Annotated in this window: 17 protein-coding genes and 1 pseudogene; 9 read left to right on the top strand and 9 right to left on the bottom strand. The window is 69.2% G+C overall.

Features of this window, described 5'->3' with window-relative positions:
* Positions 1-2: 2 nt before the first annotated feature.
* On the bottom strand, positions 3-1,454 hold the full coding sequence (locus SPF06_RS05365; protein ID WP_323277932.1) for an amino acid permease: 1,452 nt from the start codon (positions 1,452-1,454) through the stop codon (positions 3-5).
* A gap of 309 nt (positions 1,455-1,763) precedes the next feature.
* Between SPF06_RS05365 and sucC the strand changes: the two genes are divergently transcribed.
* Together sucC and sucD are read left to right on the top strand one after the other, a co-directional pair.
* The gene (gene sucC, locus SPF06_RS05360; RefSeq protein ID WP_323277931.1) at positions 1,764-2,942 is read left to right on the top strand and encodes an ADP-forming succinate--CoA ligase subunit beta; all 1,179 of its coding nucleotides are present in this window, start codon (positions 1,764-1,766) and stop codon (positions 2,940-2,942) included.
* A gap of 11 nt (positions 2,943-2,953) precedes the next feature.
* On the top strand, positions 2,954-3,889 hold the full coding sequence (gene sucD / locus SPF06_RS05355) for a succinate--CoA ligase subunit alpha (protein ID WP_323277930.1): 936 nt from the start codon (positions 2,954-2,956) through the stop codon (positions 3,887-3,889).
* A gap of 159 nt (positions 3,890-4,048) precedes the next feature.
* Here sucD and SPF06_RS05350 read toward each other — a convergent pair whose 3' ends face one another.
* The 3 genes and pseudogenes from SPF06_RS05350 to SPF06_RS05345 all read right to left on the bottom strand — a co-directional run bounded on the left by SPF06_RS05350 (position 4,049) and on the right by SPF06_RS05345 (position 6,743).
* Positions 4,049-4,633 carry an NAD(P)/FAD-dependent oxidoreductase gene (locus SPF06_RS05350; protein ID WP_323277929.1) on the bottom strand — a complete coding sequence of 195 codons (585 nt, stop codon included), beginning with the start codon at positions 4,631-4,633 and terminating at the stop codon, positions 4,049-4,051.
* Positions 4,634-4,746: 113 nt separating this feature from the next.
* Positions 4,747-5,166: pseudogene (locus SPF06_RS22085) on the bottom strand (FAD-dependent oxidoreductase); the annotation flags it as partial.
* 218 nt (positions 5,167-5,384) lie between these two features.
* Positions 5,385-6,743 carry a helix-turn-helix transcriptional regulator gene (locus SPF06_RS05345; protein ID WP_323277928.1) on the bottom strand — a complete coding sequence of 453 codons (1,359 nt, stop codon included), beginning with the start codon at positions 6,741-6,743 and terminating at the stop codon, positions 5,385-5,387.
* Positions 6,744-6,831: 88 nt separating this feature from the next.
* On the opposite strand from SPF06_RS05345, the gene SPF06_RS05340 reads away from it, so the two are divergent.
* Both SPF06_RS05340 and SPF06_RS05335 read left to right on the top strand, forming a co-directional pair.
* Positions 6,832-7,902: a zinc-dependent alcohol dehydrogenase family protein gene (locus SPF06_RS05340; RefSeq protein WP_323277927.1), complete on the top strand. Its 1,071-nt coding sequence runs from the start codon at positions 6,832-6,834 to the stop codon at positions 7,900-7,902.
* A complete protein-coding gene (locus SPF06_RS05335; RefSeq protein ID WP_323277926.1) occupies positions 7,899-8,333 on the top strand; it encodes a nucleoside deaminase in 435 nt (144 codons plus the stop codon). The genes SPF06_RS05340 and SPF06_RS05335 overlap by 4 nt, the downstream gene beginning before the upstream one ends.
* A 227-nt stretch (positions 8,334-8,560) precedes the next feature.
* On the opposite strand, the gene SPF06_RS05330 is transcribed toward SPF06_RS05335, so the two are convergent.
* The 3 genes from SPF06_RS05330 to SPF06_RS05325 form a co-directional block, all read right to left on the bottom strand.
* On the bottom strand, positions 8,561-9,316 hold the full coding sequence (locus tag SPF06_RS05330; RefSeq protein ID WP_323277925.1) for a flavodoxin family protein: 756 nt from the start codon (positions 9,314-9,316) through the stop codon (positions 8,561-8,563).
* A gap of 66 nt (positions 9,317-9,382) precedes the next feature.
* The gene (locus tag SPF06_RS22200; protein ID WP_487399473.1) at positions 9,383-9,541 is read right to left on the bottom strand and encodes a PLDc N-terminal domain-containing protein; all 159 of its coding nucleotides are present in this window, start codon (positions 9,539-9,541) and stop codon (positions 9,383-9,385) included.
* 89 nt (positions 9,542-9,630) lie between these two features.
* Positions 9,631-11,007 carry an FAD-binding oxidoreductase gene (locus tag SPF06_RS05325; RefSeq protein WP_323277924.1) on the bottom strand — a complete coding sequence of 459 codons (1,377 nt, stop codon included), beginning with the start codon at positions 11,005-11,007 and terminating at the stop codon, positions 9,631-9,633.
* Positions 11,008-11,208: 201 nt separating this feature from the next.
* On the opposite strand from SPF06_RS05325, the gene SPF06_RS05320 reads away from it, so the two are divergent.
* The gene (locus tag SPF06_RS05320) at positions 11,209-12,552 is read left to right on the top strand and encodes an MFS transporter (RefSeq protein WP_323277923.1); all 1,344 of its coding nucleotides are present in this window, start codon (positions 11,209-11,211) and stop codon (positions 12,550-12,552) included.
* On the opposite strand, the gene SPF06_RS05315 is transcribed toward SPF06_RS05320, so the two are convergent.
* A complete protein-coding gene (locus SPF06_RS05315; RefSeq protein ID WP_323277922.1) occupies positions 12,549-13,379 on the bottom strand; it encodes an HAD hydrolase family protein in 831 nt (276 codons plus the stop codon). The two genes, SPF06_RS05320 and SPF06_RS05315, sit on opposite strands and share 4 nt — an antisense overlap.
* Positions 13,376-14,062, bottom strand: a complete 687-nt coding sequence (locus SPF06_RS05310) for a histidine phosphatase family protein (RefSeq protein ID WP_323277921.1) — start codon at positions 14,060-14,062, stop codon at positions 13,376-13,378. The genes SPF06_RS05315 and SPF06_RS05310 overlap by 4 nt, the downstream gene beginning before the upstream one ends.
* 129 nt (positions 14,063-14,191) lie before the next feature.
* Between SPF06_RS05310 and SPF06_RS05305 the strand changes: the two genes are divergently transcribed.
* From SPF06_RS05305 to iolD, 4 genes are all read left to right on the top strand, one after another.
* Positions 14,192-14,596, top strand: coding sequence for a tautomerase family protein (locus tag SPF06_RS05305; RefSeq protein WP_323277920.1), 405 nt, complete (start codon positions 14,192-14,194; stop codon positions 14,594-14,596).
* A 119-nt stretch (positions 14,597-14,715) separates the two neighbouring features.
* Positions 14,716-15,705 carry a 5-dehydro-2-deoxygluconokinase gene (gene iolC, locus SPF06_RS05300; protein ID WP_323277919.1) on the top strand — a complete coding sequence of 330 codons (990 nt, stop codon included), beginning with the start codon at positions 14,716-14,718 and terminating at the stop codon, positions 15,703-15,705.
* A gap of 41 nt (positions 15,706-15,746) precedes the next feature.
* The gene (locus SPF06_RS05295) at positions 15,747-16,724 is read left to right on the top strand and encodes a Cgl0159 family (beta/alpha)8-fold protein (protein ID WP_323278022.1); all 978 of its coding nucleotides are present in this window, start codon (positions 15,747-15,749) and stop codon (positions 16,722-16,724) included.
* Positions 16,725-16,738: 14 nt separating this feature from the next.
* Complete coding sequence (gene iolD / locus SPF06_RS05290; RefSeq protein WP_323278020.1) at positions 16,739-18,667, top strand: 3D-(3,5/4)-trihydroxycyclohexane-1,2-dione acylhydrolase (decyclizing); 1,929 nt, start codon at positions 16,739-16,741, stop codon at positions 18,665-18,667.
* The last annotated feature ends 28 nt before the right edge of the window (positions 18,668-18,695 follow it).

The raw sequence follows: 18,695 nt of genomic DNA, 5'->3' as shown, positions 1-18,695 counted from the left end.
ACTCAGGCGTGGAGGCTGCGTTCGCGCTCATGGCGCGGGCTGTCAGGGTTCATGAGGGAATGCCTGCGCCCGTACCCGAAGTAGACGGCCAGGCCGATAACGAGCCAGACCACAAAGCGGAGCCAGGTCTCCCAATGCAGCTGGGTGATCAAGAGCAAGGAAGCGATGACGCCGAAGGCGGGAACGACCGGCATCCATGGGAGACGAAACGTGCGCGGGGCGTTGGGCTTGGTGTAGCGGAAGACGATGACGGAGATGCATACGACCACGAATGCGGCCAAGATGCCGATATTGGTCAGGTCCGCGACTGCGCGAATGGGGAAGACGCCCGCCAAGAACGCGGAGCCGATGCCGGCGATCCACGTGACTCGCTGCGGAGTCCCGTGGCCGTCGACCTTCGAGAACCACCTGGGGAGCAGGCCGTCGCGGCTCATGGAGAACCACACGCGGGTCACGCCGAGAAGGAAGGTCAGCATGACGGTGAGGATCGAAAGCACCGCGAACACCGAGATGATGCTCGCGATGACGGGGAGGCCCACACCTGCGAACGCGGACGCGAACCCGGCCTTGGGGTCGATGTCCTTGTAGTTCTGCATGCCCGTCAGCACGAGGGTCGCTGCAACGTAGAGCAGCATGGCAATGATGAGCGAAAGGATGATGGCCTTCGGCATGTGCTTCTTGCCGTCTTTGGCCTCCTCGGCCGCCGTGCTCATGGCGTCATAGCCGAAGACGGCGAAGAAGACCGTGGCGGCGCCGCTCGCCACCGGGCCGAAGCCGCTGGGCATGAACGGGCTGTAGTTGTTCGTGTTGATGTAGAAGACACCGAGGCCCACGATGAAGAGGATCAGCACCACCTTGATGGCCACAACCGCGAGTTCGAAACGGCCGAACGCCTTGGTCCCTCGGCTCAGGATGAAGGTCACGACGAGGCAGATCAGGATCGCAGGCAGATTGATGAGGCCGCCTTTCCCCTCGTCGACGGTCGACGCCATCCAGCTGGGCAGGTGAACCCCGAATCCACTGAGGAAGGCATCCAGATAGCCCGAGATGCCGATGGCCACCACCGCGACGATCGCGATGTACTCGAGCAGGAGGTCCCAGCCGATGAACCAGCCGGTGATCTCGCCGAGCGCGACATAGCCGTACGTGTATGCCGACCCGGCTCGCGGGATCATTCCCGCGAACTCGGCGTAGGAGAGCGCGGCAGCCGCGGAAGCCAGACCGGCGATGAGGAACGAGACGAGGACGGCGGGTCCCACGGCCGGATTGGCTGCATCGCCGTGCGCGACGAGCCCCGCGAGGGAGAAGATGCCGACTCCGATAATGCCGCCGACGCCGATGGCGGTGAGCTGCCATAGGCCAAGACTCTTGAAAAGCCCGCTCTTGACGGTTTCATCCTCCATCTCTTCCACGGGCTTGCGGCGCCATACGGATCGTGGGTTGTGGATGCTCATGCGGAACTCCTTCGACGTGACGGCGGTTACACGAGTCCTGAACAGTATGAAAACGACCCTTCGATAAGGTAAAGCGACTATTTCGGACTTATAGTGTTCAGCTTTTCTGATGGTTCCGCCGGTGAGCCGCTTATTCTACAGGTTGTAGAGCTGTGCGCTTGGTCACGAAACAGGCCCCGGTAGGACGCTGCCGCCGGGGAGGGGCTAGAGTTTCCCCTTGGAGCACTGGGCCCGCCGACGGGGGAGCTCCCGCGGCGAACCACACGGTGTTTCGAGTCAGAACTACTTCGACGTAGAGGACACTGAACCGTGGACCTGTTTGAATATCAGGCGCGCGATCTGTTCGAGGCACACGGCGTTCCCGTGCTGGCCGGAATCGTTGCGCACACCCCTGAGGAAGCGAAGGCTGCCGCCGAGAAGATTGGCGGCGTGACCGTCGTCAAGGCCCAGGTGAAGGTCGGTGGCCGCGGCAAGGCCGGCGGCGTCAAGGTCGCGAAGTCCGCGGATGAGGCGTTCGACTACGCGCAGAACATCCTTGGCATGGACATCAAGGGCCACACGGTCAAGAAGGTCATGATCGCGGCTGGCGCGGACATCGCCGAGGAATACTACTTCTCCGTCCTCCTCGACCGCGCGAACCGCAACTACCTCGCGATGTGCTCGGTCGAGGGCGGCATGGAGATCGAGCAGCTCGCGGTCGAGCGCCCCGACGCGCTCGCGAAGATCCCGGTGGACCCGGGCACGGGCATCGACGCGGCTAAGGCTGCGGAGATCGTCGAGGCCGCGGGGTTCGCCCCCGAGCTGCGCGAGCAGGTTGCGGCCGTCATCGTCAAGCTGTGGGACGTCTTCAAGGACGAGGACGCCACACTCGTCGAGGTCAACCCGCTCGTGAAGACGGGCTCGGGCCAGATCATCGCGCTCGACGGCAAGGTCTCGCTCGACGAGAACGCCGCGATCCGCCACCCCGAGCACGAAGAGCTCGCGGACAAGGAGTCCGAAGACCCGCTCGAGGCCAAGGCCAAGGCGCTTGACCTCAACTACGTCAAGCTCGACGGCGAGGTTGGCATCATCGGCAACGGCGCGGGCCTCGTCATGTCGACGCTCGACGTCGTCGCCTACGCGGGCGAGAAGCACGGCAACGTGAAGCCGGCCAACTTCCTCGACATCGGCGGCGGGGCCTCGGCTGAGGTCATGGCCAACGGCCTCTCGATCATCCTCGGCGACGAGCAGGTCAAAAGCGTGTTCGTGAACGTCTTCGGCGGCATCACGGCGTGCGACGCCGTCGCGAACGGCATCGTCGGCGCCCTCAACAAGCTCGGCGACTCGGCCAACAAGCCGCTCGTCGTGCGCCTCGACGGCAACAACGTCGACGAGGGACGCCGCATCCTCCACGAGGCCAACCACCCGCTCGTGACCCTCGCGGAGAACATGGACCAGGGCGCCGACAAGGCTGCCGAGCTCGCTTACTCGTCGAGCGCTGCGAAGTAAGGACGAAGAACATGTCGATCTTCCTCAACAAGAACAACAAGGTCATCGTCCAGGGCATCACGGGCAGCGAGGGCTCCAAGCACACCGCCCGCATGCTCGCGGCCGGGACCAACGTCGTCGGCGGCGTCAACGCCCGCAAGGCCGGCACGACCGTCAAGCACCAGGACCAGCACGGCACCGAGATCGAGCTCCCGGTCTTCGGCTCCGTCAAGGAGGCCATCGCCGAGACCGGAGCGGACACGTCGATCGTGTTCGTTCCCCCTGCCTTCACGAAGGACGCCGTGGTCGAGGCGATCGAGGCCGAGATCGGCCTCGTCGTCGTCATCACCGAGGGCGTGCCGGTTCAGGACTCGGCCGAGTTCTGGGCCCTCGCGCAGTCGAAGAAGGACGCCGACGGCAAGCAGACCACGCGCATCATCGGCCCGAACTGCCCCGGCATCATCACGCCGGGCGAGGCCCTCGTGGGCATCACGCCGGCGAACATCACGGGCAAGGGCGGCGTCGGCCTCGTGTCGAAGTCCGGCACCCTGACCTACCAGATGATGTACGAGCTCCGCGACCTCGGCTTCTCGACCGCGATCGGCATTGGCGGCGACCCCGTCATCGGGACGACGCACATCGACGCCCTCGCGGCGTTCGAGGCGGACCCCGAGACGAAGGCGATCGTCATGATCGGCGAGATCGGCGGCGACGCCGAGGAGCGCGCGGCCGAGTTCATCAAGAACAACGTCACGAAGCCGGTCGTCGGCTACGTGGCAGGCTTCACGGCGCCCGAGGGCAAGACCATGGGCCACGCCGGCGCGATCGTGTCCGGCTCGTCCGGCACCGCCCAGGCGAAGAAGGAGGCCCTCGAGGCCGCGGGCGTCAAGGTCGGCAAGACGCCGTCCGAGACAGCCCACCTGCTCCGCACCGTGTACCCGAAGCACGAGGCGCAGTCGAACCTCTGAGCAGAGGCCGAACCTCGGAGTGAAGCCTGACGGCGGCCGGCGCCTTCCCGAGCGGAAGGCGCCGGCCGCCGTCGTCTTCGTTTCTTGGGGGGCACGTTCCGTGGGTGGGACCCGCGTGAGGTGACTCCTGAACGGGGTGGGACCCGCGTTAGGCGACTCTCAAACCGTTTGGAGGGCCCGGGAGGCGGCGCGCTCGGCGATACGCTCCGCGATGAACTTGGCGTCCCGGCCCACGCCGCCGACCAGGTGCGAAGTGAATCCGCGCTGGAAGAGGAGCCCCACGAAGAACAGGCCTTCCACGCCGTCGGCCACACCCTCCGTCTCGGCCGGGAACCCGTCGTCGCCAATCCGCAAGGGGCGCGCGAACGAATAGTCCGGCCGGAATCCTGTGCACCACACGATGTTGGAGACGTCGAGGACGGTGCCGTCGTCGAGCTGCGGCTTGCCGTCGACCGAGCCCACCGTCTGGGCCTGCGTTCGCCTCACGCCCACCGCGTCGAGGTCGGCGCGCTTGGTACGGATCAGCGGCGCGCCGCCGGGGCGTAACTTGGGACGGAACTTGCGTCCGATTGGCGTCTTGAGCGTGAAGATGTAGTTCCCCAAGAGCCGCATGATCGGTCCGGCAATCCGTTCATCGATGGGAATCTCTCCAGGGTGCCGTCCCGAGAGCCACGTCTCGTGCCCGGACTGAGCCACCTCGTAGGCAACATCCGCGCCCGACTGGCCCGCGCCGACGACGAGCACGGGCCCGGAAGGAGCTGGCCCGGATTCCGGTACGCGATCGAATGCAGCTGACGGATGCCCGGATCGAGCTCCGCAGCCACCTCGGGAATCTTTCCGGCCGCGTCGGTGCCGATCGCCAGAACGACGTTGTCCGCCCTCAGCTCCCCAGCGCTTGTCGCGAGTACGAAGCCGTCGCCAACTGGGTCCCGCTCCACCGACGTCACGCGGACTCCCATGCGCAGTGGGGCGCTCACGAAGCCAGCGTACGACTCAAGGTAATCGGCGAGTTCTTTCGCCGTCGGGTAGTCCGAACGCCGGCCCGGGAAGGGCATGCCCGGCAGGCCGTTCGTGCGCGCGGGAGTGAAGAGCCGGAGTGAGTCGTAGCGTTCGCGCCATGCCTCGCCGACCCTCGTGTGATCGTCGAGCACGACGCATTCGCGGCCAGCGCGCGTAAGCCAGTAGGCGGTCGCGAGCCCGGCTTGGCCGCCACCGATGATCACCGTCTCGACGCGGTCGCGGCCGCCGGACGCAGCGTCCTGTGCGAGGGGCTCCATGCTCGTCATGATGCGCTCCCAAGAAGCTCTGAGGCCCGCCGTCCGGACCGTTTGTTCGACGGTACGACCGGGGGTGACCGGCCCGCGTCGGGCGGATTGCGTATCTTGGCCGCCGGTCATGTGGGCAATTCTGTGCAGCCGGAACAGTACGCCACATTTCACAGTGCTTATGGGCCGCCAAACGCTCGAAATGGCTCTGAATTGTGGCGAATGAAACCCTACGGACGCTCGACGAGCCCGTGGTCGTACGCGTACGCGGTCGCGGCGGCCCGCGAGGCGATCCCGAGCTTCGCGTAGATGTTTGCGAGGTGCCGTGCCACGGTCTTCTCACTCAGCATGAGTTCCTCGGCCACGGCTCTGTTGGTGAGGCCTCTGGCGACGAGTCGCACGACGTCGACCTCGCGCGCGGTCAGGGGACCGGAGGATGACGGCGCCTGGCCGGGGGAGCGCCGCGAGGTCCGGGGCGGCGCCGAGCCGTTCGAACGCAGTGCGGGCGGCTTCGATTTCGAGGGCAGCCGCGTCGTCGTCGCCGAGGGCGGCGTAGCAGGTGCCGAGTGCGGCGCGGGCCCGCGCTTCGAGGTACGGCATCCCGAGGTCGTGCCACGCGAGGGATGCCTCGCGGAGCCTCGCGACGGCGACGGCACCTTCGCCGGCTGCGCACAGAGCCGTGCCGACGGCGGTGAGCGGGCGGCATCAGAATCGCCTGCAGCGGCCATCACCTCGACGTAGGCCGGAAGGAACTCGGCACGTTCTCCGGGCAGGAGCCGCTTGCCCGCGGTCATGGCCTCGTCGAGCGCGCCCTGCCAGTCGCCGTCGAGCATCTTCACGACGGATCGGTGCACAAGGCACAGCCCGCGAAAGGGCACGAGGTCGGGGTACTGCGCGCACCAGTCGGTCGCGGCTGTCGTCCATTCGCGGGCCCTGGCTACGTCGGAGGCCTGCAGCGACGCCGAGATCACCGAACAGTAGGCGATGCCGTTGACCAGGGGAGTGCGCACCTCGCCCGACGTCACAGTTGCCATGGCTTCGTCGAATTGCGCGAGGCCCTCCGACGTGCTCCCGAGTCGCAAGAGCGCCAAACCCGCATTGAGCCGCGAGAATACCTCGGTATCGGTGTCCTTCGCAGGACGAGCGATCGCGATGGCTTCGCGGGAGAGTTCGAGCGCGCGGCGGGTGTCCGCGGGGTCCCGGGACCAGAGAGCGAAGGAGCTGAGACCCAAGGCAACCAGCGCGCGCTCGGTCTCGAGGCCCTCGTCGTCCACGATCCCCGCGAGTCGGCGGCCCCAGGCCTCGGCGCGGGCGGCATCGCGGCGGACCCCGTGCATCGAGGCGAGCCAAAACGCCATGCGGGCGGTAGCGGCGCCGTCGTTCTCTGCGAGAAAGCCCCGGAAGGCACGTCCCAAGAGGTCGATGCACAGCTCCTCGCGGCCAATCAGGTAGGCGCTGAAGGCGTAGCGCTCGAGATCTGCGGCGGGGAGAGCCGAGTCGCGCCCCGCACGCTCGAACGCCGCGAATGCGTCAGCCCAGGCCCGGGCGTCATAGAGCTTCCGACCGCTTTCGAGCAGGGTCTGGGGCATGGGAACCACCTCGATCCGAGCATAGACCGGGGTAGCTTGGGTTCAACACTGCGGCTGCCCGGCCAGCCGACGTCGAACAGGAGGCAGCATGCGCGCCGTCGTCATCCACGGACCCCGCGACATCCGCGTCGAGGACCGACCCGATCCCACGCTGCACGCGCCGGGAGACGCGATCGTGCGCGTCGTCGCCGCGTGCGTGTGCGGATCGGACCTCTGGCCCTACCGGGGCGTGCGTCCCACCGCGGATCCTCACCCGATCGGGCACGAGTTCGTCGGCGTCGTCGAGGCGGTCGGGGACGGCGTCACATCGGTGTCGGCGGGCGACTTCGTCGTGGCGCCGTGGGCCGTCTCGTGCGGCGTCTGCCCGCAATGCCTCAACGGCGTGCAGGTCGCGTGCGACCGCCGCGCGTCCTGGGGTGGCACGGACGATCTGGGCTTCCCGGTCGACGGCGGGCAGGGCGAGCGCGTGCGTGTGCCCATGGCGGACGGCACCCTTGTGCCGGTCGCGGGGGTCACCGATCCCGACGAGCCCCTTCTCAAGAGCCTTCTCACGCTCTCCGACGTCATGGGCACGGGCCACCACGCCGCGCTCGCGGCGCGCGTCGGCCCCGGACGGAGCGTCGTGGTGGTGGGCGACGGCGCCGTCGGACTCTGCGGGATCCTCGCCGCGCGGCGGCTGGGCGCCGAGCGGATCATCGCGATGTCGCGGCACACGGACCGCGCCGAGCTGGCTCGGCGCTTCGGGGCGACCGACGTCGTCGCGGAGCGCGGCAAGGCCGCGGCGGCGGCGGTCCGGGGGCTGCTAGGCGGCGTGCTCGCGGATTCGGCGCTCGAATGCGTCGGGACGTCAGAGTCCATGGACCAAGCCCTCCGCTGCGTGCGGCCGGGTGGCAGCCTCGGGTTTGTCGGGGTGCCCGCGGGAGGGGCCGAGCTGCCGATCGGGGTGCTCTTCTCGAAGAACATCGCGGTGGCGGGCGGCGCGGCGTCAACGCGGGCGTATCTCCCGGAGCTGCTCGAGGACGTCCTCGCCGGATCCATCGCGCCGGGTCTCGTCTTCGACGCCGTCATGCCGCTCGAGGATGCCGCGAAGGCGTACGCTGCGATGGACGAGCGGCGGGCCATCAAGGTCATGCTGCGACCTTCGGGGGAGGCACGATGAGCGATACGGGGTTCGAGGCAGCGCTTGAGGCCGCGCGCGCTGGCCTCGCCGAGGGCGGGATTCCGATCGGAGCCGCGCTCGTCCGCGCGGGCGAGGTGGTCGCCGTCGGCCATAACGAGCGCGTGCAGCAGGGCGACCCGATCGCGCACGGCGAGATGTCCGCGCTGCGCGCCGCGGGACGGCAGCGGACGTACCGCGACACCGTGCTGTACACGACGCTCGCTCCGTGCGCGATGTGCGCGGGGACCATCATCCAGTTCAAGATCCCGCGCGTCGTCGTGGGGGAGTCGCGGACGTTCCCGGGCGAGCTCGAGCTCCTGCGATCCCGAGGTGTCCAGGTCGAGGTGCTTGACGACGCTCGGTGCGTCGAGCTCATGGAACAGTTCCAGCGCGAGTACCCGATCTTGTGGGCGGAGGACATCGCCGAATAGCCCTGACGGCGAAACACTGCGTCGCGCCGACTTGCGGAATCGTGTTCCGAGCTGGTTAAGGTGTGAAACGCACGTTGCATACCGACCGCACTGGGGACGGAAGTAGTTGCTCGTGCCGCGCGCCGCGCGATCGGCGACCATCCGGCCGCCGGACGAGCGCGTGCGGGCGCGTCCGGTTCAGCCCACACAGCGGAGCTGGGCGCGCCACCTTCTCGGTTCGCGCCCGCTTACCCCCGGTACTCCGGATTCGGGTGGTCCTGGTTGCTGAGATCCCAGTTGAACGTCACATTCCCGTAGGCCGGGATGCCGCCCGCGTCCTTGATCCTCCGCGCGGTGTGGAGCATATTCCACGCTGCGAAGACCGTGTTGCGCGTGGTCCAGTGGTTCTGGGCGCCCCGGTTGTCGTCGAGGTAGGACGGGCCCGGACCGGCCTCGCCGTTCCAATAGGAATCGGCCTGCGGCGGGATCGTGAAGCCGATGTGGCTCAGAGCGTACAGCAGCTGGGCGGAGCAGTGCTTGCCGCCGTCCTCGTTGCCCGTGACGATGACGCCGCCGACCTTGCCGTAATACGACCACTGGCCCGCCGAGTTGAGCTCGCCGGACCACCCGTAGAGCCGCTCGACGAGCTTGCGCGTCACCGAGGACTGGTCGCCGAGCCAGATCGGCGTCGCGAGGACGACGATGTCCGCGGGCTCGATGAGGCTGCGGTACAGGTCCGGGAACGCGTCCGTCTCCCAGCCGTGCTCACGCATGTCGGGATAGACGCCGGGCGGGATGTCGTGATCGACGGCGCGCACGACGTCGACCTGCGCGCCGACGCCTTCAAGCACATGCCGGCTGACCGCGATGAGCCCGTCCGTGTGGCTGCGCTCCGGCGATGGCTTGAGCGTTCCGTTGAGGTAGACCGCGCGGAGGTCCGTGAAGTCCGTAGGGTTTGCGGCGATTTCGGCGTCGATGAACTTCTGGACCGATTCCGGCAGCATGGCCGGCTCCTTCCGTCGGGGACCCTCCGATGGTAGGAGAGCTGCGCCGATGTCGGGAGGCTTCGATCAGAAGCGATCCTCTCTGAACCCTCTCGGCCTCGTGTACCACCACGCCGCAAGGCCGATGAGCGGAAACGCCCAGACGACAAGGATCCAGAGCGGACGTGCCGCGTCCGAAAGCGGTGCCTTCAAGATATCGAACGTCGCCCAGATGAGAGCACTCATCAAGGCGAGTCCAGCAAGGGCCACGAGAGCCGCGGCCACCACATTCGTATACATGGTCCCCCCAAACAGCCGGTTCCGGTGGTCCGAGTCTAGATCGCCTTCCCCGGGTTCAGGATCCCCGCCGGATCGAGAGCGGCCTTGATGGCCCGCTGCAGCTCGACCGACATCTCCCCGAGCTCCTCGGCAACCCACTCGCGCTTGAGCAGACCCACGCCGTGCTCGCCTGTGAGAGTCCCGCCGAGGCGCTGGGCGAGATGGAACATCTCGCCCAGCGCGATCTTCGCCGGTCCTTCGGTGATCGATTCCTGAGGCTCGACGACGATCATCGGGTGCAGGTTCCCATCGGCCGCGTGCGCGATGCTGAAGATCCGCACGCCCGTCCGCGCGGAGATTTCCTCAAGCCCCGCGAACGCGTCGGCAAGCCGGTTCCGCGGCACCGCGATGTCGCCGATCGAGACCCGTCCGAGCTTCTCGAGGGAGGGGATCGCATCGCGGCGGGCCTTGACGAGTGCGGCGGCTTCGTCGTCGTCGGCCGCCGGGTGGACCGACATCGCAAAGGGGGCGACCGCGCGCGCGATCTCGTCCAGCTCGAGGTGCGCGCCGTAGCCGTCGGTCTGCGCGAGGAGGAACGCCGCCCCGAGCTCGCGGTGCCGCGTGCCCTCGGCGAGGTCGACCGCGGCGAGCGTCGGCCCGTCCATGAGCTCGAGGATCGAGGGCTGGATCCTTGCCGCGGTGATCGCGGACGCCGCCCGGCCGGCGGACTCGACGTCAGCGAAGTACGCGGCGAGCGTCTCGGTCCGCACGGGACGGGGCCGGAGCCGCAGCGTCGCCTCGATGACGATCCCGAGCGTGCCTTCCGAGCCGATAAAGAGCGCGTTGAGGTCGTAGCCCGTGACGCCCTTGATCGTGGTCCGTCCCGTGCGGAGCACTCGCCCATCCGCGAGGACCACGCGGAGCCCGAGCACCGACTCGCGCGTCACGCCGTACTTCGCGCACCACATCCCGCCCGCGTTCGTCGCGATGTTCCCGCCGATCGAGCAGATCGCCGTGCTCGCGGGATCGGGCGCGTAGAAGAGGCCGTGCTCGGCCGCGGCCGCGTTGACGTCGGCGTTGAGGACGCCGGGCTCGACGACGGCGATCATCTCCACGGGGTCGATGCTCAGAATCCGGTTCATGCGGGACACGTCGACGACCACTTGCCCCTCGTGCGCGCTCGCGCCCGCGGCGAGCCCGGTGCCCGCGCCGCGCGGGACCACAGGCAGTCCGCGGGCGTGGGCGAGGCGGAGCGCGTCGACGACGTCCTCGGCGGATTCGCAGCGGACGACGACGTCCGGCGGCGTTGCGGGCACGTAGCCCGAGCGGTCGGTCGCCGCGGCGGCGCGGGCTTCGGGATCGGCCGTCGCGCGCGGATGGGCCGACATAAGGGCGGCCGTGGTGGCCGCTCGGGAGGCGTTCTCGTTGCGCATGGGCCTGCTTCCGTAGGAGGCGTCTCCCGTGAGACTACCGCCCGTGCGGCATAACCGTCGGTGAGCGGCATAACCGTCCCTGAGATCGCGGGCCAAGGGACGGTTGTGTCGCCGAAGGACGGTTGTGTCGCGACGAGACGGTTGTATCGCGGTCGGCGTGAGAGGGTGGTAACCGCCGCCCCCCTTGGAAAGGACACAGTTGTGACCCGCCGGATCAGCCGCGCCGCGGCACTGGCCCTGCTCGCCGTCGGAGTCATGTCGCTCAACGCCCGCGCCCCGCTCGTCGGCCTCGGGCCCGTGCTCGGGGGCATCCAGCGGGACACGGGCCTGAGCGCGACTGTCGCGGGCCTGCTGACCGCGATCCCGGTGCTGTGCTTCGGCCTCGTGACCCCGGCGGCGGCCTGGTTCATCGGCCGCATCGGCATCAACCACGCGAACCTGTACTTCTTCGGCGGCCTCGCGGCCGGGATCGCCTTGCGCTCATTCGGCGGGGCCGCGGGGGCGATCGCGGGAACGGTCGTGATCGGCGTGGCCATGACGATCGTCAATGTCGTGACGCCGCTCCTCGTGGGCCGCGACTTCCCGCACCGCGCCGCGCTCATGACCGGGCTCACGACGGCGGCCGTCAACGTCGGCACGACCCTCGCCTCGGCGCTCACGGCCCCCCTCGCGGACGCGGTCGGATGGCAGTGGTCGCTCGTCTCGTGGCTCGGCCTCACGGCGATCGCCGCGGGGGTGTGGCTCTTCGTGTTCCCGCCGTCGAAGGACGGGCCGCGGTGGTCCGACGAGGACTTCCCGAGCCCGCTCGCGAGGGCGGCCGCGCGTCGTCGTGCGGAACTGCGCGCAGCCCAGGGCCAGCCGGGAACGCAGACGGGCCAGCTGCCCGCCGTGCCCGCGCGAGCCCCCATGAGCGCCGCCAACCGTCGCATGATGTACCTCTTCACGGCGGCGTTCGCGCTCCACAACCTCGGCTACTACGCGATCACCCTGTGGCTCCCGACGTTCCTCGTGCAGACTCGCGGCATGACCGCGTCCCAGGCTGGCCTGGCCGCGAGCCTCTTCCAGGTCTTCGCGATCCTCGGCCCGCTGCTCGTGCCAGCCCTCGCCCGCGCGTTCGGGTGGGGCGCGCAGCCGCTCTTCGTGCTCGTCGCGGCGTGCTGGATCGCGCTCCCGGCGGGTCTTCTCGTGGCCCCCGCGCTGTGGCCGCTGTGGGCGCTCCTCGGGGGAATCGCGCAGGGAGGGACGTTCGCGGTGGTCTTCACGGTCGTGATCCAGCGCGCCCGCTCGCTCGACGAGAATCGGCGCATGACGGCGTTCATCCAGTCGGTCGGCTACGGCTTCGCCTCGGTGGGGCCGATCCTCATGGGCTTCCTGCGCGACGCCGCGGGAGGGTGGACGGCGCCGTTCCTCCTCGTGCTCGCCGCCGTCGTCGTCATGGCCGTGTGCGGGCTCGCGGCGGTTCGAACGGACGACGGCGTGCGGCGGCAGGGTGCCCGGCGTGCGGAGGCCCGGGTGTCGGAGACCGGGGCCGCGGCGAACGACTAGAGGAGCCCGAGCTTCCCGAACGCAGCGACGAGTCCCGCATCGCCGGGTCCGGGCGTGAGGAAGTCGGCGACGGCGACGACGTCCGGGTGGGCTCCGTCGATCGCGACACCGACGCCCGCGTAGGCGAGCATTTCGACGTCGTTGAGGCCGTCGCCGACCGCCACGACGTCCTCCCGGGCGATCCCGAGATGCTCGACGACCGCCTGGATCCCCACGGCCTTGTGCACGCCGAGCTGGTAGAGCTCGCCCGCGGATCCGTCCATGCCCGCGAGCGAGGACGCGATGACTCCGATCCCGGGGCCGATCTCCAGCGCGAGCTCGCTCACCGGAACCGGCGATCCGAAGCAGCTCACCTTCCCGAACGACGCGGCGCTGAGGTCCGCGGACATCTCGAGCGCGTCGAGGATGTCGAGGCGGCCCTTCTGGGCGCCATCGCCCGTCGAGGGGAAGAGCCCCGCGAGCAGGTTCTCGAGCCGGACGTCCACGCCGAGGGGGCCGTAGACGCGCTCGGGGGCCTCGAGGACATACGCGACGCCGTGGCCGTCGAGCACGGAGACGACGCGCGCCGCGACGTCGGCCGGGAAGCGGCGGTCGGCGAGGACTTCGCCGTCGAACTCGACGTAGCCGCCCGCCGCCGCGACGACGCCGTCGAATCCGGGCGCCAGGAGCTTCGCGGAGAGCATCGACTTCGGGCGGCCCGTGCAGAGGAGCACCCGGTGGCCCGCCGCGCGGAGGTCTCGCACGGCGGCTTCATGCGCGGCGGGGGCAACGCCGTGGTGCGCGTAGGTTCCGTCGACGTCGAGGAAGATCGCCTTGCGGCCTGTCACGCGTCCTCCTCAACGGTCTCGGCGAGGCTCTTGGCGCCCGTCACGTCGCGTGCCGAGAAGCCCTCGAGCCCGGCCCCGCCGATCGGCTCGGTGTACCACGCGGCGAGCCTCCACCCCTCAGACGGCCCGCCCTCGAGGAGCGCGCCGCCCGTGTTCATGATCTGCAGCTGAGCGCCGGCGGCCGCATCCAGCCCGCCGCGGATCGCCGTGTACACGCGGATCGCGGCGCCGTGGCTGAAGGCGACGGCGGTCTCCTCGGGAGCATGTGCACGGGCGATCTCGGCCAGGGCGGCATCGAACCTGGCGAGGAACTCGCGGCCGTTGGAACCCCCGGGCATGCGGCGGGCCAGATCGCCGTCGATCCAGGCGAGGAGGCACCCGACGTAGGCGTCCCGCGACGGGGGGTCGCTGCGCATTTCGAGGTCGCCCGCGGAGATCTCCTCGAGCCCGTCGACGACGGCGATCGTGTGCCCGTGCGCGGCGGCGAGGGGCGCGCCCGTGAGCTGCGTGCGGACGAGCTTCGAGGCGTAGATCGCGGCGATACGGTGCTCGGTGAAGGCGCGGGGGAGGGCCGCGGCCTGACTGTGGCCGAGTTCGGTGAGCCCGGCTCCTGGGAAGGCCGTGTCGAGTTCGCCCGTGATGTTGCACGGCGTCTGCCCATGGCGAATGAGGAGAATGCGCATCGGATCAATCCTATTCCGTGGGGAGACCTCAACCACGGCGACTTTGTTAGGACAAAGTCTTGCCTTGCTCGCCAAGCGCAAGTAGTCTCAGTTTGTCAGTACAAACTCACTCACGACAGGAGCCTCTCCATGCCCCTCGTTCGCATCGACGTCAACGCCGGCCGCAGCCCGGAGCAGCTCTCCCGCATCAGCCGCGCCGTCCACGACGCCATCCTCGCCGAGTACCGCATTCCCGAGCGGGACTACTTCCACATCCTCACGGAGCATGCCCCCGGACAGATTGTCGCGCAGGATGCGGGGCTCGGCTTCGAGCGCACGGGCGGGGTCGTGATGATCCAGATCTTCACCCAGGGCGGCCGCACCCAGGAGGCCAAGGAGGCGCTCTTCGCGGCGGTTGCGCGCGAACTCGGGGATGCGGGCGTTGCCGGCGAGGACGTCTTCATCGGCTACGTCGAAAACGGGGCGGGGGACTGGTCGTTCGGCTTCGGCCGGGCGCAGTACATGACGGGGGAACTCGCTGTTCCGCGCGGTTAGCATGTCAGTACAAACCTTTGACAGGACATTAATTCTGTAGCAGAGTTGACCTGTGGCCGCCGCCACAGGCAACGAAGCCGGCTCGGTTTCCCGGGCTTGAGCAGGAAGGCACAGCTATCGTGACCTACGACGTTCTCACGATGGGGCGCATCAGCGTCGACATCTATCCCAACGACATTGGCGTCGGCCTCGCGGAGGTCTCGAGCTTCGGCAAGTATCTGGGCGGGTCCCCGTCCAACGTGGCCGTCGCGGCGTCGCGGCATGGGCGCCGCACCGCCGTCGTCACCCGCACGGGAGATGACCCGTTCGGCGAGTACCTCCACCGCGAGCTGGACAAGTTCGGCGTTGACGATCGCTTCGTGACCCCGGTGGCGGGCCTTCAGACTCCGGCAACGTTCTGCGCGATCATGCCGGAGACACACGAGTTCCCGCTGTACTTCTACGGCCGCTTCCCGACGGCTCCGGACCTCCAGATCAAGGCCGAGGAGCTCGATCTGGACGCGATCCGCGGCGCGCGGATCTTCTGGTCCACCGTCACAGGCCTGTGCCAGGAGCCGAGCCGCTCGGCCCACATCGCGGCGCACGAGGCGCGCCCCCGCACGGGGCTCTCGGAGGGACAGTTCACGGTCCTGGACCTCGACTACCGGCCCATGTTCTGGGATTCGGAGGACGCCGCCCGCGAGCAGGTCGGCCGGGTCCTCCCGCACGTGACGGTCGCGATCGGGAACGAGGAGGAGTGCGCCGTCGCCGTCGGGCACGGCACTCCGGACGAGCAGGCAGACCGCCTGCTCGAGGCCGGCGTGGAGATCGCCGTGGTCAAGCTTGGGCCCGAGGGCGTCATGGCCAAGACCCGATCGGAACGGGTCGTCTCTGCGCCGGTTCCCGTGCAGACGCTCAACGGCCTCGGGGCCGGCGACTCGTTCGGAGGCGCGTTCTGCCACGGCCTCCTCTCGGGCTGGCCGCTGGCCCAGGTGCTGGACTACGCGAACGCCGCGGGCGCGATCGTCGCCTCGCGCCTTTCGTGCGCGGACGCGATGCCGACGCCGGCCGAGGTCACCTCACTGCTCGCCGAGCGCGGCCGGCTCGTTCCTGAGGCGGTGGCCCAGTGACGACGACGACCCCTGCGGCGGGCCGCTCTAACCGACCAAGAGTGCCGCAAGCGGCGACCACCCCTGGCGCGTTCGACGACGACCCCCGCCGCTACGAGCACCTCACCAAGATCCGTCTCGAGGATCCGGACGCCGTCGCCCGGGCCGCGCAGGCCCGCCGCCGCCACCCCGGCGTTGTGCTCGGGAAGCAGAACTTCATCGTGGCCGCCGACCACCCCGCCCGCGGCGCGCTCGCGGCGCAGGGCCGCGCGGACGCGATGGCGGACCGGCGCGAGCTCCTCGACCGGCTCCAGATCGCCCTCGCGAACCCGGCGGTGGACGGCGTGCTCGCGAGCCCCGACATCATGGACGATCTGCTCTTGCTGGGCGCGCTCGAGGGCAAGCTCGTCTTCGGGTCGATGAACCGGGGCGGCTTGGCCGGGTTCGTGAACGAGTTCGACGACCGCTTCACGGGCCACACCGCCGAGGCCCTGGAAGCGATCGGTGCGGACGGCGGGAAGATGCTCACCCGGATCTGCCTCGGCGACCCGGCCACGGCACCGTTCCTCGAGGCCACGGCGAAGGCGATCGACTCCCTCGCGGCTCGGAAGCTCGTGGCGATGGTCGAGCCGTTCCTCTCCTCGTGGGTGGACGGGAAGGTCAAGAACGACCTGTCGTCGGACGCGGTGATCAAATCGATCGCGATCGCCTCGGGCCTCGGTTCGACGAGCGCGTACACGTGGATGAAGCTGCCCGTCGTCGAGGAGATGGACCGCGTCATGGCATCGACGACCATGCCGACTGTGCTCCTCGGCGGGGACCCGACCGGGCACCAGGACGAGGTGTTCGCCTCGTGGGGCGAGGCGCTCGCGCTCCCGGGCGTCCAGGGCCTCACCGTGGGCCGCACCCTGCTGTATCCGGCCGACGGCGACGTGGCCGGGGCCGTCGCAGCCGCGGCGTCGCTGCTGCACACCGAAGAGATCGCGCCTTCCAGCACCCACCCAGCCACCCGTAACAACGGCAAGGAGGCCGCTAAGTGAGCGCAACGCGCAGGATGACGGTTGCCCAGGCGCTCGTCGAGTTCCTGGGTCGTCAGTACACAGTCGACCGTGTGGGGGGCCAGGACTACCGCGAGCGGCTTGTTCCGGGGATGTTCGGCATCTTCGGCCACGGCAACGTCGCGGGCGTGGGCCAGGCGCTCAAGCAGTGGCAGGTCGCGGACCCGACGCTCATGCCGTACTACCAGGGACGCAACGAGCAGGCCCAGGTGCACCAGGCCGTCGGCTACGCGCGGCACACGCGCCGCCGCCAGACGTTCGCGATCTCGACGTCGATCGGCCCGGGCTCGTCGAATCTGCTCACGGGGGCGGCCCTCGCGACGGCGAATCGGCTTCCGGCGCTGCTCCTGCCCTCGGACACGTTCGCGACCCGCGCCGCGGACCCGGTGCTCCAGCAGCTCGAGCAGCCGCACGGCTACGACATCACGGTCAACGACGCGTTCCGGCCGCTGTCCAAGTACTTCGACCGCGTGAACCGCCCCGAGCAGCTGTTCTCGGCGCTCCTGCACGGCCTCCGGGTCCTCACCGACCCGGCCGAGACCGGCGCCGTGACGATCGCTCTCCCGCAGGACGTCCAGGCCGAGGTCTTCGACGTGCCCGAGGAGTTCCTCGCCGAGCGCGAGTGGCGCATCCGCCGCCCCGAGCCCGAGGCCGAGGACATCGCCCGCGCCGCCGAGCTCATCCGAGCGGCGAAGCGGCCGCTCATAGTGGCCGGCGGCGGCGTCCTGTACGCGTTCGCCAACGAGCAGCTGCGCGAGCTCGCCGAGGCCACGGGCATCCCCGTCGGCTGGACGCAGGCTGGCGTCGGCGTCCTCCCGTGGGATCACGCCCAGGCGCTCGGGGCCATCGGTTCGACGGGCACCACGGCCGCCAACGCCGTCGCCCGCGAGGCGGACCTGATCATCGGCATCGGCACCCGCTACGAGGACTTCACCACCGCCTCCCGCACGGCCTTCCAGAACCCGGACGTGCGCTTCGTGAACATCAACGTCGCCGCGATCGACGCCTACAAGCACGGCACCTCACTGCCGATCGTCGCCGACGCGCGCAAGGCGCTCGTGCAGCTCACGACGGCGCTGGGCGGCTACCGCGTCGGGGCGGACCTCGAGCAGGTGGTCGCCTCGGAGAAGGCGCGCTGGGACGCGACCGTCGACGCCGCCTTCGACGAGCGCTACTCGCCGCTGCCGAGCCAGAACGCGATCATCGGCGCCACGAACCGGGCGATGGACCCGCGCGACGTCGTCATCTGCGCCGCAGGATCCCTCCCAGGCGACCTGCACAAGATGTGGCGAGCGCGCGACCCGTTCGGCTACCACGTCGAGTACGCGTTCTCCTGCATGGGCTACGAGATACCGGGTGGCCTCGGAGTGAAGCGCGCTGCCCTGGACGCCGCCGCCCGCGGCGAGGGGAGCCGCGACGTCGTCGTCATGGTCGGGGACGGCTCGTACCTCATGATGCACACCGAGCTCGTCACCGCGGTCGCGGAGGGGATCAAGCTCATCGTCGTGCTCATCCAGAACCACGGCTACGCCTCGATCGGCGCGCTTTCGGAGTCCCTTGGCTCGCAGCGCTTCGGCACGAAGTACCGCACCCTGGACCGGGAACGCCATACGTTCGACGACGGCGAGAAGCTCCCGATCGACCTCGCCACGAACGCAGAGAGCCTTGGCGTCACGGTGCACCGGATCGAGCCGGGGCCGGACGCGATCGCCGATCTGGAGGCCGCGATCTCGAAGGCCAAGGCCGCGCCCGAGGGGTCGGGGCCCATCGTGATCCACATCGAGTCGGACCCGCTCATCGACGCCCCGTCCTCGGAGTCGTGGTGGGACGTGCCCGTCTCCGGAGCCTCCGAGCTCGAATCCACCCAGAAGGCCTACGAGACGTACACCGCCCACAAGGCCGAGCAGCGGCCCTTCCTCGGCTGAGCTCGCCGACCCCTTGCAAAGGAGCAAT

Source organism: Sinomonas terricola, from assembly GCF_034931225.1.
Taxonomy (GTDB): domain Bacteria; phylum Actinomycetota; class Actinomycetes; order Actinomycetales; family Micrococcaceae; genus Sinomonas; species Sinomonas terricola.
The sequence above is the reverse complement of the archived record's forward strand: the minus strand, read 5'-3'. Positions and strand labels throughout refer to the sequence as shown.

Bases quoted from the DNA above. Each gene is read 5' to 3' on its own strand.
- SPF06_RS05365 (WP_323277932.1), bottom strand. From the start codon at position 1,454: ATGAGCATCCACAACCCACGATCCGTATGGCGCCGCAAGCCCGTGGAA.
- sucD (WP_323277930.1), top strand. From the start codon at position 2,954: ATGTCGATCTTCCTCAACAAGAACAACAAGGTCATCGTCCAGGGCATC.
- SPF06_RS05345 (WP_323277928.1), bottom strand. From the start codon at position 6,743: ATGCCCCAGACCCTGCTCGAAAGCGGTCGGAAGCTCTATGACGCCCGG.
- SPF06_RS05340 (WP_323277927.1), top strand. From the start codon at position 6,832: ATGCGCGCCGTCGTCATCCACGGACCCCGCGACATCCGCGTCGAGGAC.
- SPF06_RS05335 (WP_323277926.1), top strand. From the start codon at position 7,899: ATGAGCGATACGGGGTTCGAGGCAGCGCTTGAGGCCGCGCGCGCTGGC.
- SPF06_RS05330 (WP_323277925.1), bottom strand. From the start codon at position 9,316: ATGCTGCCGGAATCGGTCCAGAAGTTCATCGACGCCGAAATCGCCGCA.
- SPF06_RS22200 (WP_487399473.1), bottom strand. From the start codon at position 9,541: ATGAGTGCTCTCATCTGGGCGACGTTCGATATCTTGAAGGCACCGCTT.
- SPF06_RS05325 (WP_323277924.1), bottom strand. From the start codon at position 11,007: ATGCGCAACGAGAACGCCTCCCGAGCGGCCACCACGGCCGCCCTTATG.
- SPF06_RS05310 (WP_323277921.1), bottom strand. From the start codon at position 14,062: ATGCGCATTCTCCTCATTCGCCATGGGCAGACGCCGTGCAACATCACG.
- SPF06_RS05305 (WP_323277920.1), top strand. From the start codon at position 14,192: ATGCCCCTCGTTCGCATCGACGTCAACGCCGGCCGCAGCCCGGAGCAG.
- iolD (WP_323278020.1), top strand. From the start codon at position 16,739: ATGACGGTTGCCCAGGCGCTCGTCGAGTTCCTGGGTCGTCAGTACACA.